The following is a 16,244-nucleotide window of genomic DNA, read 5'->3' on the forward strand; positions in this document are numbered from 1 at the left end:
AACCCGGTCGGCTACGGAAGGTTCGGGCAAGTGTCGGTGAACGGGAAACGGCGGCTGCTGGGCGCGGCGGCGGTGGGGCTGGGTGCGCTCGGCGCGGGCGAGCTGCTCGCCGCGGCCAGGGGCGGGTCCGTGCTCGACGGAATCGGGCGGCTGGCCGCCGACTACGCGCCCGTGCCGGTGGTCGAGACCATGGTGGCGCAGGCCGGGGAGCACGACAAGGAGATGACCCGGCTCGGGGTGGCCCTCGGCGGCGTCGCCGCGGCCGCCGGGATGGCCCTGCTGCCGCCGCGGCTGCGGACCCCCGCGGCGGTGGCCTTCGGCGCGGGAACGGCGGCCGCGGCACTGCGCAGCGCCAACCGGTCGGTGCCCGGCGCGGTCGGCGGCGTGGCCGCGGCGGCGCTACTGCGTGCGGGACTGCGCAGCTCCACCGCGCCCCGTCACGGATTGCTGTGGGCGGCAGCGGGAACCGGCATGCTCGGCGCGGCCGAGGTGCTGGTGCGCCGCGAGGATCTGCGGTACCGCGAGGTGGCGCGGCGGTCCGGGTCGTGGGGTGCGCACGCGCCTGTCCCCGAGGACGGCCTCGGGCCGGAACCGGGACTGTCGCCCCTGATCACACCCGCGGGCAAATTCTATGTGGCGGACGTGAATTCGCGGCCGCCGCGCATCGATCCCGCCCAGTGGCGGCTGGCCATCGGCGGCCGGGTGGCCCATCACCTGCGGCTGTCGCTGGCCGATCTGGCCGAGCAGGCCGTGGAATTCGATGCCGTCATGGTGTGCGTGCACAATACGGCCGGCTCGGGCCGCTGCGGCAATGCCCGCTGGTTCGGTGTCCCGCTGACCGCGCTGCTCGACCACGCCGTCCCCGAAGCCGGGGCGACCCGGCTGGTCACCCGCGCTGCCGACGGCTACACCATCTCGCTGCCGCTGGAACCGCTGCGCACCGGCGAATGGCCCGGCTACCTGGTCATCGGCATGAACGGCGAACCGCTGCCGCCCGAACACGGCTTCCCCGCACGGGTTTTCGTGCCCGGCATCTACGGGCAGTATTCCGGGGCGAAGTGGATCACCGAGCTCGAACTCGCCGACGACACCCATGTCGACTACTGGTGCAAGCGCGGTTGGCCGGTCGAGCCGCTGTGGGTGCGCCCGCAGGCCCGCATCGATGTAGCGACCTGCGGCGGCACGGGTTCCGGCAAGTTCACGGTCGCCGGCGTGGCCTGGGCCCCGCCCCACGGGGTCGCGGGCGTCGAGATCCGCATCGACGAAACCGAATGGCTCCCGGTCGAACTCGGCTCCGAACTGGCGCCGGCCGCCTGGCGGCGCTGGCGTACCCTCGTCGATCTCCCGCCGGGCGCCCACACCCTGCAGGCCCGCGTGACCAGCCGTTCCGGCGAGGTCCAGGACTCGGCCGAACGTCCGCCCTTCCCGTTCGGCCCGGGCGGCCTGCACACGGTCACGGTCACCGCCTAGTCCACTGCGGGCACCGGCCATGACATCTGTCATGCCCGAGTAGTGACGGACGACGGAGGTGCCGCGGACCCTGGCGGCCGACAGTAGAGCTATGAACGCTACTGCTGATGGCATCGCGGTCCAGCGGTCCGGGCACGGGACTGCCCCGGCCATCGAGATACGGGGGCTGGTCAAGACTTTCGCCGCGCCCGGTGGGACGGTGCGCGCCGTGGACGGACTGGATCTGACGGTACGGCCGGGTGAGATCGTCGCCTTCCTCGGGCCCAATGGCGCGGGGAAGACGACGACCATCGACATGCTGCTCGGCCTCGCCCGGCCCGATGCGGGGGAGATACGGGTCTTCGGCGCGACACCTGCGGAAGCCATTGCCGGAGGACGTGTTTCGGCGGTCATGCAGTCCGGCGGGCTGCTGCCGGACCTGACCGTGGGCGAGACCGTGCGCCTGATCGCCACCCTGCACGCGCGCCCGCGCCCGGTCCGGGAGGTGCTGGTGCGGGCCGGGATCGACGATATCGCCGACCGGCCCGTCGGGAAATGCTCCGGCGGCCAGCAGCAGCGGCTGCGTTTCGCGCTGGCCCTGCTGCCCGATCCCGACCTCGTCGTGCTCGACGAACCCACCACCGGCATGGATGTCGAAGGGCGGCGCGACTTCTGGCACGCCATCCGCGACGACGCCCGCCGCGGCCGCACCGTTCTGTTCGCCACCCACTACCTCGACGAGGCCGACGCCTACGCCGACCGCATCGTGCTGGTGCGGGCCGGGCGAGTGGTGGCCGACGGCAGCGCCGCCCGGATCAAGAGCCTGGCCGCGGGCCGCACCGTCAGCGCCACCTTGCCCGCCGCCGATCCGGTGCGACTGCTGGCCCTGCCCGGCGTCGACCAGGTGGAGCAGCGGGGCAGCCGGATCATCGTGCGCGCCAAGGACTCCGACGTGGTGGCCCGCTACCTGCTGACCGCCACCGAGGCCGTCGATCTGGAGATCTCCGGACACAACCTGGAGGACGCGTTCCTCGCCCTGACCACGACGGGAGACCACCGATGACAACCCTCGACACCCGGCCCGCACGACCGCTGGGCGGATTCCGGCCCGCCTTCCTGAGCCTGGAACTGCGGCGCACCCTGCGCGACAAGCGCACCGTCCTGTTCGCCCTGGTCATGCCGCCGCTTTTCTTCATCATCTTCGGCACCAGCGCCGACTTCCGCAGTCAGGCATCGGGTTCCGGCAACACCACCGGCTACGTCATGGTCTCCATGGCCGTCTACGGCGCGCTACTGGCGACCTCCACGGGCGCGGCCCGGGTGGCCGTCGAGCGCGCGGCGGGCTGGAGTCGCCAGCTGCGCCTGACCCCGCTGCACCCGCTGGCCTACATGGCCACCAAGATCCTGGTGGCCATGGTGCTCGGATTGCTCTCGGTGACCGTGGTTTTCGTGACCGGGGCCATCTTCGGCGCACACCTGCCGGCGTCGGCGTGGGTGAGCTGCTTCCTGATCGCCTGGCTGGGCTCGCTGGTCTTCGCCGCCTTCGGCCTGTTCATGGGCTACCTGCTGCCCGCCGAGAACGTCATGCAGCTGCTCGGCGTCTCCCTGGCCCTGCTGTCCTTCGCCGGCGGCCTGTTCAACCCGCTGCACGGCTGGTTCGAGATCGTCTCGAAACTGGTGCCCACCAACGGAATAGCCGTCCTCGCCCGCGCCCCCTTCGCCCAGCCCAGCGCGGCGGGCATCGTCCTGGCCATCGTGAACGTCGTGACCTGGGCGGCCGTTTTCACCCTCGGCTCCGCCTACCTCTTCCGCCGTGACACCGCCCGCTGACCGATCCGGGGACGCCGGTCCGGCCGAGCACACCGCCCGGCCGGGCCTCGGCGCGGCTGTCCGCGCGGTGTGGAGCGGCTCCGCGGACCACGGCGGCCCGGACACCGAGCGATCCGTCCGCGGCACAGGCGGTCCGCGACTGTCGCCGCGACCGGTCCTGTTCGGTGTAGCGTCCGGCTCTGTGGACGAGGAGGAAGAGGGCATTCGGCGACGGCGGCGGTTCGGGTCGCTGTTCGCGGCGGTGTGGGCGGTGTATCTGATCGAGCCGTTGCGGCGGGGCTGGGAGCTGGACAATCCGGTGGCCCGGGCGTACACGCTCACGGTGATCGTGGCCTTCGGCGCCTGCTACATCTGGTCCTACTGGCGGATCGTGCGGGGCGGCCGGCCGGTGGGCGGGGCGTGGCCGCCCAACCCCGAACCGCGCACGGTCCTGGTTCCCCTGCTCATGCAGGCGGTGCTGATCGCGGCGGCCGCGATCACCCTGCACTCCTCGATGCTGGGCATGAGCGTCTACATGGCCTCCTATATCGGCTTCAGCGCGCCGGTCCGGTGGGCGATTCCCCTCGAGCTGGTGCTGATCGCGGTGTTCGGGGTGGTGCCGCAGCTGGTCACCGGTCAGCCACCGGACTGGGGGCTCATCCAGTCGATCGCGCTGGCGGGCTTCGCCGTCGGCGGGATTCGCGTGATCCTGGTGCGCAATCACCAGCTGTACCTGGCCCGCAAGCAGCTCACCGAGCTGGCCGTGGCGGAGGAACGGCTGCGGGTCGGGCGCGACGTGCACGACATCCTCGGCCACTCGCTGACCGTCATCACGGTGAAAACCGAACTGGCGCAACGACTCGTCGATCTCGACCCGGACCGGGCGAAAACCGAGATGGCCGATGTGGAGCGGCTGGCCCGGGAGGCGCTGGCCGGGGTGCGCACCACCGTCGGTGGCCTGCGTGAGGTGTCGCTGGCGGGTGAGCTGGCCAATGCCCGCACCGCGCTGCGCGCCGCCGAGATAGAGGCCGAGCTACCGGATTCCGACGATCTGCCGATCCGCCACAGCGTGGTGTTCGGCTGGGTGCTGCGCGAATCCGTGACCAACGTGGTGCGGCACAGCGGCGCGGCCCATTGCCGGGTGCGGGTCACCCCCACCAGCATCGAGGTGTCCGACGACGGCGTCGGCATGAGCGATTCGGCGCGCACCGGCTCCGGCCTGGCCGGCCTGCGCGAGCGGGTGCAGGCCACCGGCGGCACCCTCACCCTCGCCAACCGGCCGGAGGGCGGATTGCGGGTGCTGGCAAGCTTTCCGGCGACCATCAAGGAGCCGGAATGATCAAACTGCTGCTCGCCGACGACCAGGCCCTGGTGCGCGGCGCCCTCGCCGCGCTGCTCAGCCTCGAGCCCGACCTCGAGGTGGTCGCCGAGGTGGGCCGGGGCGACGAGGTCCTCGCGGCCGTCGCGCGCACCGCTCCCGATGTGGCCCTGCTGGACGTGGAAATGCCGGGCCAGGATGGCATTTCGGCCGCCGCGCAGGTGCACGCCGCCCACCCCGAAGTCCGCATCCTCATGGTCACCACCTTCGGCCGCCCCGGCTACCTCCGCCGCGCCATCGACGCCGGAGCCTCGGGCTTCGTCGTCAAGGACACGCCCGCCCGGGAATTGGCCGATGCCGTGCGACGCGTCCACATGGGCCTGCGCGTCGTCGACCCCGCCCTCGCCACCGAAACCCTCACCGCCGGAACCTCACCCCTGACCGCCCGCGAACGCGAAGTCCTCGCCGCCGCGGCCAACGGCGCCACCGCCGGCGCGATAGCCAAACAACTCCACCTGTCCGAAGGCACAGTCCGCAATCACCTGTCCTCCGCGATCGGCAAAACCGGCACCCGAACCAGAGCCGAAGCAGTCCGCGCCGCCGAACGCCTCGGCTGGCTCTGACCTGCCCCTCGCGCGTTCGAACCGTTGTCCGGGCAGACCTCAGAACCTCCCGCCGCGGCTGATGCGGCGGGAGCCGTCGGAGCCGCCGAAGGAGCCGGGGCCGTAGCTGCTGCCTCCGCCGCCGAAACCTCCGCCGCCGCGGCGGTATTCGTTGCCCATGCCGCGGAGCATGCCGTCGATGAGGATGCCGCCGAGGATGGCGCCGGTTTGGGAGCCGGAGGTGACGCGCTGCTGCTGGGCCTGCCAGTCGCGGACGGCGGCCTGGGCGGTGTGGAGGGCGCGGGCGCCGAGTTCGGCTGCGCGCTGGGCGGATTGCAGTGCGAGATCAGGGTCGGCGGGTGCGAGTTGCTCGGCCTGCTCGAGGCTGCGCTGGGCCTCGGCGAGGCGGGTACGGGGTTCGGCGTCCACGCCGCCGCGGCGGGTGCTGATGAAGTCGGCCGCGGCATTGACCTGGCTGCGGGCGGCCGTGAGGGTCTGGTCGAGGCGGCGGCGCAGGTCGTCGGCGGCCCGCTTGCGGTCGGTGGCGGACGCGATGGCCTGATCGAGGGCGGTGTCGGCGGCGATGGCCTGCCGGAAGACACCGAGCGGGTTGGCGGCGGCGTCGGCGGTGGCCTGATCCAGCGCGGTGCGGGCAGCCGCTGTGGCGCTGGGCAATTCGGTCCCGCCGTGCTCGGAGAGTCCGGACGCGGTGGCGAGGTCACGGCGCAGTTCCTCGATGATCGCGGGCAATCCGGCGCGGGCCTGGTCGATATCGGTGGCGGCGGTGTCGACCGCGTCGAGCAGCGTGCGCGCGGCGTCCACGGCGGATTCGGCGGTACGGATGTCCGCGACCGCCGCGCCCTGCTGGCCGACGGGTTTGGCGACCGCGGCCCGGCCGTCCTCGATCGTCCGCTCCGCGAAGCCGATTCGCTCCTGCGCCATGCCCACGTTGTCGCGGATGGGCGCGAGCACCGAGGCCGGGTGGTCGGCCACCAGCTGAGCGAGCGTGGTCTGCGATTTCGGCAGCCGCGCGGTCAGTTCCACCATGGCCCGGGTCAGCGCGTCCAGCCGCTCCCCGGCATTGATGAGCAGATCGCGCATGGCGTCGAATTCGCCGACCTTGGCGTCGAGTTTCCCATTCGCGTTGCCGCAGCTGCTGATCAGCTCGACCAGCATGCGCTGCTGCTGGTCGGGCGTCTCGGGAATGTCGTCGTCGAGTTGCTGGCGAATCGAGAAGGCCTTGGCCAGCGCGTTCTTCGCGCCCGTGAGCGCCGCGGTGAACGGTGCGGTGGCGGTGCTCCCGAATTCGTCGGTGGCCAGCCGTAATTCCTCGGTGCTGGTGCGAATGGCGTTGTCGGTGTCGACGAGGGTTTCCTTGGACAGCGCGTCCAGGACCACGAGGGGGAGGGCTTCCAAGGCCACGGTATCGGTCGGATCGGTCTTGCGAGCCGACTCCATCACCGACCGTCCGCGCCGCGTCTTTCGCCGCCGTGACCACAGCCATACACCGAGCACCGCCAGCACCACCACCAGCGCCAGGATCAGCAGCGGCCCGAGACCGACAACGCCGGACCCGCTCATGGCGTGTGACAGCCCGCTCGCCGTGGCCAGCCCGGCCCCGGCCCAATCCCCGGCCCGCAGTTTGGGTTCGACCTGGTCGATCAGCAGCTTGTCCAGGTCCTTGTCGCTGACCGACTTGGGCAGGGTCCCGGTGAACGCGTAGGCCCGATCGTCCACGGCCACCGACAGCAGCACGTCCCGATCCCCGAACCCGGACAGCCGCGCGGTCTGCTCACCCCACGAATGTGTGTCCATCCCATTGAAATTGCGCACGTAGACGACCCACAGCCGCTCGTGGTCGCGCGAATACAGGGAGTCGATGGCCTGCTGCAGTTCCGCGGCCTGCCCCGGATCGAGCGCGCCGGCATTGTCGGTCACATAGCCGGGCAACCGCAGCGGCGCGTCGGCCGTGGCCGGTGCGGCCCGCCCGCCGACGAGGGCCGAGGCCAGGAGCAAGCCGATCACGAGGAGGAACAGCTGCTTCGATAGCCGCATGCTCCGAATCTAACTCTGGAACACTGAGGGTCGGTTTCTTCTGCACCCTGTGTCGAGGGCCATGACTACGATCGGGGAGTGATCACGATCGATTCGCCCTACACGGGACACGTCTCGCCCGGCTCCAACCCGCAGCAGCGCGAGGTGCCGGGTGCGCGCATCGTGAAAATGTCGGTGGGCGCCATGGACAACAACACCTATCTGGTGCAGTGCGCCGCCACCGGCGCGACGCTGCTCATCGATGCCGCCAATGAGGCGGACCGGATTCTCGAGCTCATCGGCCAGGAGGCGCCGGGCCGGGTGGAACTCATCGTCACCACGCATCAGCACCGGGACCACTGGATGGCGCTGCCGGATGTCGTGAAGGCGACCGAGACTCCCACCGCCGCCCACGCGCTGGACGCCGACCCGCTGCCCGTCACCCCGGCCCGGCTGCTCTCGGACGGCGACCGGTTCCAGGTCGGTGAGCTGGAGCTGGAAGCCATCCACCTGCGCGGGCACACGCCCGGCTCGGTCGCGCTGGCGCTCACCGACGGTGCCGGCCGCACGCACATCTTCTCCGGGGATTCGCTGTTCCCGGGCGGCGTCGGCCGCACCCTCTCACCGGAGCAGTTCACCTCGCTGCTCGGCGATGTCGAGACCAAACTCTTCGGCCGCTACCCGGACGACACCGCGGTGTACCCGGGCCACGGCGACGACACCACCCTCGGAGTGGAGCGCCCGCAGTTGCCCGAGTGGCGGCGACGCGGTTGGTGAAACTCCGGAACCGTCCGATCGAACCGGACCGTCTGGTCCGGGACATGACCTCCGTCAACCCCCCGGGCGGACACGGTGTGCTGCGCTGGGTCCGGCGACTGCTCATCGGTTCGTTGCTCATGAGCGTCCTGGTGGTGGGCGGTACCGCCGTGCGGGTCTGGCAGGTGGCCCGCATCGACGACTACACGCCCGCCGACGCCATCGTGGTGCTGGGCGCGGCTCAATACGACGGCACGCCGTCGTCGGTGTTCGAGGCGCGACTGGACCAGGCGTACAAGCTGTTCCGCAAGCAGATCGCGCCCATGATCGTCACCGTGGGCGGCAAACAGGTCGGTGACAACTACACCGAGGCGGCGTCGGGCAAGAACTATCTGAAAGACCGTGGCGTGCCGGAGGATCGGATCCTGGCCGTCGAAACCGGTTCCGACACCCTGCAGAGCGTGGAGGCGGTGTCGAGAGCGCTACGGGCGCGCGGCAAGTCGTCGGTGGTGCTGGTCAGCGACCCCTGGCATTCGCTGCGCACCCGCACCATGATGCGTGATGCCGGGCTGGCCGCCTGGACCGCGCCCACCCGCACCGGCCCGGCGGTGTACACCCGGGAATCGCAGGCGCACGGCATCTTCCGGGAGACCTTCGCCCTGCTCTGGTACCAGCTGACCCATTTCTCGGCGGATTTCAAATACACGGCGGATCAGTGAGCGATGAACGCACGTATCGACTATGACAGTGTGTACTCCGAGGCCGATCGGGAGCGCATGGTGCCCGAAACCGAGCGGACCGCGGGACTGAGCTGGTCGCCGTGCCCGGCCCGGCGCAGCGAATTCGCGCGGGATCGGGCGCGGGTGCTGCATTCCGCGGCGCTGCGACGGCTGGCGGACAAGACGCAGGTGATGGGTCCGCGCGACGGGGACACCCCGCGCACGCGGCTGACCCATTCGCTGGAGGTCGCCCAGATCGGCCGCAGCATCGCCGACAGCCTGGGCTGTGATCCCGATCTGGTGGATCTGGCCGGGATGGCGCACGACATCGGGCATCCGCCCTACGGCCACAATGGCGAGCAGGCGCTCGACCAATTCGCCGACGCACACGGCGGTTTCGAGGGCAATGCGCAGAACCTGCGCATCCTCACCCGGCTGGAGCCGAAGGTCATCGACGATCAGGGCGTCAGCTTCGGGCTCAACCCGACCCGGGCCGCGCTGGATGCCGTCATCAAATACCCCTGGGGCAGAACGGGTCCCCGCTCCAAGTTCGGCGCGTACGGCGTCGACATGGACCGCTTGGACTGGGTCCGCAAGGGCGCGCCGGATCGCCGCCAGTGCCTGGAATCGCAGATCATGGACTGGTCCGACGATGTCGCGTACTCGGTGCACGATGTCGAGGACGGGGTGATCGTGGGCCGCATCGATCTGCGGGCGCTGGCCGACCCGGTCGAACAGGTCGCGCTCGCGGAACTCGGTGCGCGCCAGCATCCTTCGCTGGTGCTGGAGGAGCTGGTCGCCGCCGCGCAGCGGCTCTCGGAGATGCCGGTGGTCTCCGCCGCCGCCGAATACGACGGCTCCCTGCGCGCCTCCGTGGCGCTGAAACGGCTGACCAGCGACCTGGTGGGCCGTTTCGCCACCGCTGCGGTCGAGGCCACCCGCGCCGCCTGGGGCGGCCGCCAATTGTCGCGCTACACCGCCGATCTGGAGGTGCCGCGAATCGCGGCCGCCGAGGTCGCGGTGCTCAAGACCATGGCGCTGCGCTACGTGCTCTCCGACCCTATCCACCGGGTGCGCCAGGCCGGGCAGCGCGAGCGCATCCTGCTGGTCGCCAACCGGCTGCTGGAAGCCGCCCCGCACGGGCTGGACCGGCTGCTGCTGCCGTGGTGGGAGGCGGCCGGCGACGACACCGCGCGGGTGCGGGTGATCGTCGACCAGATCGCGTCCTACACCGAGAGCCGCCTGGAACGGGTCGCCGCCGCGATACCCTGAATCCGGTGGAACCGGCGGCAGGGGGCGCGATGACCCGCGAGGTGGACGGCATAGTCGACCTGGATCGGTACCCGCTGGACCGGAGGTCGGTGGCACGGCTGCGCGAGGTGATCGAGCGGGCGCAGGCGGACTTCCTGGTCAGCGGTGTCACTGTGCTGCCCGAATTCCTGCGCCCCGCCGCGGTGACCGAGATGGCCGCGGATGTGCTCTCCGACGGGCTGGGCGACGCCATGCGGTTCGAGTACACGGTCGCGTGCGATCGGATTCCGGATTCCTCGCCGCTGAAGGCGCTCTACCACTGGGAACCATTGCGGGCGTTCGTGTCCCACCTGGTGGGGGAGCAGGCGTACCGCTCTGCCGACGAGCTGGGGGCCATGACGGTGCAGATCCACGAGAACGGGGATGCGCAGGACTGGCACTACGACATGTCCGATTACACCGTGATGCTGCACATCGTCGCGCCGGAGCGGGGCGGGGCGCTCGAATACATTCCGCTGCCCGGGGCTTTCATCGAGCGCGGGGGCGGGCTGCCCATGCGGCACCGGCACATGGTGAAGATGCTGCCGACCGTGCCGGGGACATTGGTGCTGCACGCGGGGCGGCGATCACGGCATCGGGTGACACCGGTGCAGGGGGAGATTCCGCGGGTGAGTGTGCACATGGCGTTCAATTCGCGGCCGGGGCAACGGCTCAATGCCCACGTGCGGCGGCATCTGTTCGGGCGCGAGGAGTGAGACCGACCCATCGTGGGGCGCGCGTCCGCGTCGGCTCCGAATCGGGAGGTCCCGCTGATCAGTTCGCGGCGTGCATGGCCACATAGTGCGCGATGCATTCGCCCGGCGGGCCGTCGGCCACGATGCGGCCCTCGTCGAAGACCAGCACCCGGTCGAAGTCGGCGAGCAGGTCCAGATCGTGTGAGACCACGATCAGCTGCTGCGGAAGTTCGTGCAGCAGACGGGAGATGCGGCGGGTGTTGCGCAGGTCGAGCAGCGTGGTGGGCTCGTCGAACACGACGTACTTCGGTCCCACCGACAGCACCGCGGCGATCGCGAGCAGCTGCTTCTGCCCGCCGCTGAGCAAATGCGCCGGGTGGTCGCGGAATTCGGTGAGGCCATATTCGGCCAGGGTCGCGCCGACGCGGTCCGGGATCTCGGATTTGGCGACGCCGTGGTGCTTGAGCCCGAAGGCCAGATCCTCGGCGACGGTCGGCATGACGATCTGCACATCCGGATCCTGGAAGACGAATCCGACCAGTTTGCGAACGGCCCTGCCCTGCTTGCGGGTATCGAGCCCGTCGACCCGCACCCGCCCGTCGGTGGGCACCTGCAGCCCGTTGAGCAATCGCGCGAACGTGGACTTGCCGGACCCGTTGGAGCCGATGACGGCAATCCGGTTCTCGCTCAGGCGCAGATCGAGGTCGCGCAGCACCGCGCGCTCCCCGAATCGATGCGAGACGCCGTCGAGTTCGATCATGCCCGCGCCGGAATCATCGGATACGCCTTGCGGACCGCCACCGCGGCCAGCGAGCCGACCACGGTCTTGAACACGTCGCCGGGCAGGAACGCCACCGAGGTGGTGATCGCTTTGCCCAGCGAGATGTGCGCGGCGGCGGCCATCCACGGAATGCCGATGACGTACAGCACGATCGCGCCGCCCAGGAAGTTGATCAGCAGGGCGATGGGCAGGTTGTAGTACCGCCACAGGCGTTCGGTGAGCAGTCCGATCACCAATGCGCCGATCGGATAGGCGATCACGAAGCCACCCGTCGGGCCCATGATCACCGACAGCCCGCCGCGTCCGCCCGGCAGCACCGGCAGGCCGGCGAAGACCAGCACATCGAACAGCAGGATGGCCAGCGCACCGCGCTTGGCGCCCAGAATCGACCCGGCCAGGATGACGCCCAGGGTTTGCGAAGTGAACGGCGCGAAGGCTCCCGGTAGCTGAATGAGCGGGAAGAATCCCAACACCACCATGATTGCCGCGAACAGCGCGATCTGCGCCAAATCCCTACTACGCACCGAGGCATCCTAAATGGCCGCGGTTCGGACCCTTCAGTCCAGGCCGCGGGCGTCCAGCGCCTCGCCGACCCCGTCGGCCATGCGGAGTGTGCGGATCAGTAGCGGAACCAGGAAGACTGTGCTGCGCTCGATGCCGCGGGCGCGTTGCGCCGAGCGCACGAGTTCGGCCTGGTCACGGATGACGGGGATGAATCGGATGGTCATGGCGACCAGCAGGCCCACGCGCTCGGGGCGGACGCCCAGCGGCCGGAGCGGACCGAGCGCCCGCTCGATGGTCTCGACCATGGCCGACGTACGTGTGGTGAGTGTCACCAGATTGGCCAGCAGGACCAGCGTGAGCAGTCGCTCGCCGACCAGGATGGCGGTGTACCAGCCGGTGAAGAGCACCTGCGCGACCACGATCAACGCCAGAAACGGTGCCAGCCCGAGTACCTGCCGCCCGGTCGTCCGCCACGGAATCCGCGCGACCGCATACAAACCCAGCACCACCGCCAGCGCGACCCCCACCCACACGACCGACGGTACGAAGAACAACGCCGTCCCCGCGACCGCCAGCACCAGCACCTTCACCCCGGCGGGCACGGCATGCACCGGCGTCCGGGCGTCGTGATAGAGGCTGAGCACCGATAGATCCTCGCAGTCTCCCCCGCCTCTCCGCGATTCGGCGCACAGCAGCGAGCCGCTGACCGTCGCGGAGGCGTGCCGGCGGTCGAGTGCCGAACCCATCTCGGACGTCCCCGGCGAGTTACCCTCCTCGCAACGAGATCAGTCGTCACGTTCCCGACGATCCACGACGGGAACGGGTCGGGGAGGGCTGCTGTTCTGTGCTGTGCGCCGAATCGCGCGGAGGCGGGGGAGCGCTAGACTCGCTCCGTGGCAGGCCGACTTCCGGACCGCGATATCGCGGCGATTCGTGAACGTGTCCGGATCGAGGATGTCGTGGGTGAGTACGTCACTCTCAAGCGCGCCGGCGCCGACTCCATGAAGGGCCTGTGCCCCTTCCACGACGAGAAGTCCCCGTCCTTCCACGTGCGCCCCAATCACGGCGTCTTCCACTGCTTCGGCTGCGGTGAGGGCGGCGACGCTTTCGCCTTCCTGCAGAAGATCGAGCACGTCGGTTTCGTCGAGGCGGTCGAGCAGCTGGCCGACCGCATCGGCTACAAGATCAACTACGAGGGTGGCGGCACCTCGGTGCAGCGCGACCGCGGCACCCGCTCCCGCCTGGTCGCCGCCAATGCCGCCGCGCACGAGTTCTACGTTTCCCAGCTCGGCGAGCCCGGCGCGGAAGCGGCGCGCAAGTACCTCACCGACCGCAACTTCGACCACAACGCCGCCCGCCAGTTCGGCTGCGGCTACGCCCCCGGCGGCTGGGACACGCTCACGAAACACCTGCTGCGCAAGGGTTTCGACTTCAAGGAGCTGGAGGCAGCGGGTCTGTCCAAGCAGGGCCAGCGCGGGCCCATGGACCGTTTCAACCGCCGCCTGCTGTGGCCCATCCGCAATCTCGGCGGTGAGGTCATCGGCTTCGGCGCCCGCCGGCTGTACGACGACGACACCATGACCGCCAAGTACATCAACACCTCGGAAACGTTGCTGTACAAGAAGTCTCAGGTGCTGTTCGGCCTCGACCATGCCAAGCGCGAGATCGCCAAGGGTCACCAGGCCGTCGTCGTCGAGGGCTACACCGACGTCATGGCCATGCATATGGCGGGCGTCAAGACCGCTGTCGCCTCCTGCGGCACCGCCTTCGGCGACGAGCACCTCGCCATCCTGCGCCGCCTGCTCATGGACGACAATTTCTGGCGCGGCGAGATCATCTACACCTTCGACGGCGACGAGGCGGGCCAGGCCGCCGCCCTGAAGGCCTTCTCCGGCGACCAGAAACTGGCCGGCCAGACCTACATCGCCGTGGCCCCAGACGGCCTCGACCCCTGCGAACTCCGCCAGCGCAATGGCGACGGCGCGGTCCGTGACCTGGTCGCCCGCCGAGTCCCGTTGTACGAGTTCGTCATCCGCGGCCTGCTCGCCGAACACAATCTGGATTCCCCCGAGGGGCAGGTCGAGGCGCTGCGTCGCGCCGTCCCCGTCGTCTCCCAGATCAAGGACTTCGCCCTCCGCAAGGCGTACGCCACCAAACTGGCCGGCTGGGTCGGCTGGGACGACATCCAGCAGGTCGTACGCCGCGTCGGCGATGAAGCCCGCAAGGGCGCCCGCACCGGCGCCAAACCCGGCATCCCCGAACGCCAAGCGCGCCAAGAGGTCACCGAGCACCCCGCCGCCCGCCCCAACCCCCACGACCCGACTTTGCTCCCGCAGCGTCAAACCCTGGCCGCCGCACTGCAATACCCCGCCTTCGCGGGCCCCGTCTTCGATGCCCTGGAGCCGGAAGCCTTCACGCAGCCCGCCTACATCGCGGTCCGCGCCGCCATCGCCGAGGCCGGTGGCACCGCCAGCGGTCTGGCCGGCGCGGAATGGGTCGCCACGGTCGCCGACAACACCGAAGACCTCACCCTGCGGGCGCTGGTCTCCGAACTGGCCGCCGAGCCCCTCCCGGTGAAGTCCGCCGAGGACATCCCCCGCTTCGTCACCGGCGTCCTGGCCCGCACGCAGGAGTCCTGGGTCGGCCGTCAGATCGCCGAACTGAAGTCCAAACTCCAGCGCATCTCCTCGACCGAACAGCCCGACGGCTACATGGCCCTGTTCGGCGACCTGGTCGCCCTGGAGCAGTACCGGAAGAGCCTGCTGACCCAGGCCATGGGCAACTCGGGCGACTTCGCCGTAGGCAGCTGACCCCCGCTGGCAGGCGGCGAAGCCCGCCGCCGGTGCCCTTCAGGGTGCGCTGACAAGCCTGCCGACTCTGGGTCGGCAGGCTCCCGGTTCGAATCTCAGCTGGGTGGGGCAACGCCCCAATCCCTCAGCGCCGCAGTTGATCCTGCGGCACGAGAATGGTGGTGCGCTCGTCCAGCGGCACCATCGGTTCCAGCTTCGGCTGGGTGCTCAGCTTGTCCGCGAGCTTCTGCCGCCCCATCATCACGACCTTCCGCGTGACAGGGCTCTCGCTGATCGCGCGGGTCGTCTTACTGATCTGCTCATACCGAGCCCGCCCGGCCTTAGCGCCCAGCACATACCCGGCCGCAACACCGATGATCAACCGCAGCATCCCGAGAAGCTCCTCCCATAGACCAGCCTGCCCCCATATCCTGCCCGACCCCACCCCCACCTGTCGATCCGGCACCCCACCCACATCCCCGCAGGTAGAGCCGCGATTTGGGAACTGTACAACCGATACGCTAAAGTTTTCCCCGGCCGGTCCGAGAGGGTCAGCCAGGGAAACAATCCCCTATAGCTCAATTGGCAGAGCAGCCGACTGTTAATCGGCAGGTTTCTGGTTCGAGTCCAGATGGGGGAGCCGAAACGGCCCCTGACCAGTGTGAGAATTCACCGGTCAGGGGCCGAATTCGTACCTGGATCAGCTGATTGTCCTGAAAGTGTCCAGAAACGCCGAGCACGTCCGCTCGCATCCTGATCTTGCCCGGTGTCGTCGGGGCCAGGAACGTGCCGAACTCATCGAAAAGGCGAACGTTGTCCTCGCGGAACGGCGCACCCGTACCGAAATGAGGTTGCCCCGGGTCGACGGTTCAGTGGACGCCTGACGCGTGACGACCTCGGACTGAGCGCCGGGGTAGGACTCAACATTGCCGCAAGATCACTCACAGATACGCAAGGCGTGCGCAGCAGTGCTGCCTCTGCCTCGCTTTAGGTAGCAAATTTCAGCGCGAAAACCGCAGGTGGAGATGGCAGCTGGCGTCAGCTATTCAATGTAAACGCCGAGATAGATCTTCATCATCAACATGTTGCGCCTCATCCTGGGCTTCTTCTTCGGCCAAACCGCAAGCGGGAAGCGGAGATCAGGGGACTGATCACCCGTCGTAGCGATAGGAGGGCCTTCGATTCAGTGAATGTCGAAGCCTCCTGGTAGATCAGCTGTCGACCAAAACCGCTGCACCCCAAGGTTTTCTACCGATCCGTGCTGCCGTTGTCACGTCAGATCGAACAAGCACGCAGCATCGCCCCAGAACTGACCCGCAACCATCCTCTGGTCCACGAGACCATCCGAGTCCTCGCCCGGGCCCGGCGCAGCACAGACACCCTGACCCATTTCGCCAAGTTGGCCGACATCAAGATCTGAATCGGGCGCAATCGGCACCCACATCCTGGGGTGCCGCGCAAGAGCTTCGACGCGGTGCTGGACGAACAGGCGCTGCTG

General features: G+C 69.4%; 16 protein-coding genes and 1 tRNA gene. 12 read left to right on the forward strand and 5 right to left on the reverse strand.

The window, feature by feature from the left end:
• Positions 1-30: 30 nt before the first annotated feature.
• From ACFXIV_RS14230 to ACFXIV_RS14250, 5 genes are all read left to right on the forward strand, one after another.
• The gene (locus ACFXIV_RS14230) at positions 31-1,470 is read left to right on the forward strand and encodes a molybdopterin-dependent oxidoreductase (RefSeq protein WP_379399284.1); all 1,440 of its coding nucleotides are present in this window, start codon (positions 31-33) and stop codon (positions 1,468-1,470) included.
• Between the two features lie 91 nt (positions 1,471-1,561).
• Positions 1,562-2,512 (forward strand): ABC transporter ATP-binding protein, encoded by a 951-nt coding sequence (locus ACFXIV_RS14235; RefSeq protein WP_379399283.1) that lies wholly within the window; start codon positions 1,562-1,564, stop codon positions 2,510-2,512.
• On the forward strand, positions 2,509-3,279 hold the full coding sequence (locus ACFXIV_RS14240; protein ID WP_379399282.1) for an ABC transporter permease: 771 nt from the start codon (positions 2,509-2,511) through the stop codon (positions 3,277-3,279). Before ACFXIV_RS14235 ends, ACFXIV_RS14240 begins: the two co-directional genes overlap by 4 nt.
• Entirely contained in the window at positions 3,263-4,597 is a 1,335-nt protein-coding gene (locus ACFXIV_RS14245; protein WP_379399281.1) for a sensor histidine kinase, read from the forward strand. The genes ACFXIV_RS14240 and ACFXIV_RS14245 overlap by 17 nt, the downstream gene beginning before the upstream one ends.
• On the forward strand, positions 4,594-5,199 hold the full coding sequence (locus ACFXIV_RS14250; RefSeq protein ID WP_379378751.1) for a response regulator: 606 nt from the start codon (positions 4,594-4,596) through the stop codon (positions 5,197-5,199). The genes ACFXIV_RS14245 and ACFXIV_RS14250 overlap by 4 nt, the downstream gene beginning before the upstream one ends.
• Positions 5,200-5,238: 39 nt before the next feature.
• Here the strand turns inward: ACFXIV_RS14250 and ACFXIV_RS14255 are convergent, their stop codons facing one another.
• Positions 5,239-7,233, reverse strand: coding sequence for a TPM domain-containing protein (locus tag ACFXIV_RS14255; RefSeq protein ID WP_379399280.1), 1,995 nt, complete (start codon positions 7,231-7,233; stop codon positions 5,239-5,241).
• 78 nt (positions 7,234-7,311) lie between these two features.
• Here ACFXIV_RS14255 and ACFXIV_RS14260 point away from each other — a divergent pair, with 78 nt between their 5' ends.
• From ACFXIV_RS14260 to ACFXIV_RS14275, 4 genes are read left to right on the forward strand one after another with little or no spacing between them, the layout of a single operon-like run.
• On the forward strand, positions 7,312-7,989 hold the full coding sequence (locus ACFXIV_RS14260; RefSeq protein ID WP_379399279.1) for an MBL fold metallo-hydrolase: 678 nt from the start codon (positions 7,312-7,314) through the stop codon (positions 7,987-7,989).
• Positions 7,990-8,033: 44 nt separating this feature from the next.
• Positions 8,034-8,687 carry a YdcF family protein gene (locus ACFXIV_RS14265; protein WP_379399278.1) on the forward strand — a complete coding sequence of 218 codons (654 nt, stop codon included), beginning with the start codon at positions 8,034-8,036 and terminating at the stop codon, positions 8,685-8,687.
• A 3-nt stretch (positions 8,688-8,690) separates the two neighbouring features.
• Complete coding sequence (locus ACFXIV_RS14270; RefSeq protein ID WP_379399277.1) at positions 8,691-9,959, forward strand: deoxyguanosinetriphosphate triphosphohydrolase; 1,269 nt, start codon at positions 8,691-8,693, stop codon at positions 9,957-9,959.
• A gap of 5 nt (positions 9,960-9,964) precedes the next feature.
• Positions 9,965-10,693 carry a hypothetical protein gene (locus ACFXIV_RS14275; RefSeq protein WP_379399276.1) on the forward strand — a complete coding sequence of 243 codons (729 nt, stop codon included), beginning with the start codon at positions 9,965-9,967 and terminating at the stop codon, positions 10,691-10,693.
• Positions 10,694-10,751: 58 nt separating this feature from the next.
• Here ACFXIV_RS14275 and ACFXIV_RS14280 read toward each other — a convergent pair whose 3' ends face one another.
• Genes ACFXIV_RS14280 through ACFXIV_RS14290 form a run of 3 tightly spaced genes read right to left on the reverse strand, consistent with a single transcriptional unit; the run spans position 10,752 to position 12,703 of the window.
• Positions 10,752-11,432, reverse strand: coding sequence for an energy-coupling factor ABC transporter ATP-binding protein (locus tag ACFXIV_RS14280; RefSeq protein ID WP_379399275.1), 681 nt, complete (start codon positions 11,430-11,432; stop codon positions 10,752-10,754).
• A complete protein-coding gene (locus tag ACFXIV_RS14285) occupies positions 11,429-11,977 on the reverse strand; it encodes a biotin transporter BioY (protein ID WP_379399274.1) in 549 nt (182 codons plus the stop codon). Before ACFXIV_RS14285 ends, ACFXIV_RS14280 begins: the two co-directional genes overlap by 4 nt.
• 33 nt (positions 11,978-12,010) lie before the next feature.
• Positions 12,011-12,703, reverse strand: coding sequence for an energy-coupling factor transporter transmembrane component T family protein (locus ACFXIV_RS14290; RefSeq protein WP_379399273.1), 693 nt, complete (start codon positions 12,701-12,703; stop codon positions 12,011-12,013).
• A 147-nt stretch (positions 12,704-12,850) separates the two neighbouring features.
• Here ACFXIV_RS14290 and dnaG point away from each other — a divergent pair, with 147 nt between their 5' ends.
• The gene (gene dnaG / locus ACFXIV_RS14295; RefSeq protein ID WP_379399272.1) at positions 12,851-14,767 is read left to right on the forward strand and encodes a DNA primase; all 1,917 of its coding nucleotides are present in this window, start codon (positions 12,851-12,853) and stop codon (positions 14,765-14,767) included.
• 124 nt (positions 14,768-14,891) lie between these two features.
• Here the strand turns inward: dnaG and ACFXIV_RS14300 are convergent, their stop codons facing one another.
• Positions 14,892-15,137, reverse strand: coding sequence for a hypothetical protein (locus tag ACFXIV_RS14300; RefSeq protein WP_354835413.1), 246 nt, complete (start codon positions 15,135-15,137; stop codon positions 14,892-14,894).
• Between the two features lie 176 nt (positions 15,138-15,313).
• On the opposite strand from ACFXIV_RS14300, the gene ACFXIV_RS14305 reads away from it, so the two are divergent.
• A tRNA-Asn gene (locus ACFXIV_RS14305) sits at positions 15,314-15,386 on the forward strand.
• A 618-nt stretch (positions 15,387-16,004) separates the two neighbouring features.
• The gene (locus ACFXIV_RS14310) at positions 16,005-16,166 is read left to right on the forward strand and encodes a hypothetical protein (RefSeq protein ID WP_379399271.1); all 162 of its coding nucleotides are present in this window, start codon (positions 16,005-16,007) and stop codon (positions 16,164-16,166) included.
• The last annotated feature ends 78 nt before the right edge of the window (positions 16,167-16,244 follow it).

It is taken from the genome of Nocardia sp. NPDC059236, assembly GCF_042754085.1.
Classification (GTDB): Bacteria; Actinomycetota; Actinomycetes; order Mycobacteriales; family Mycobacteriaceae; genus Nocardia.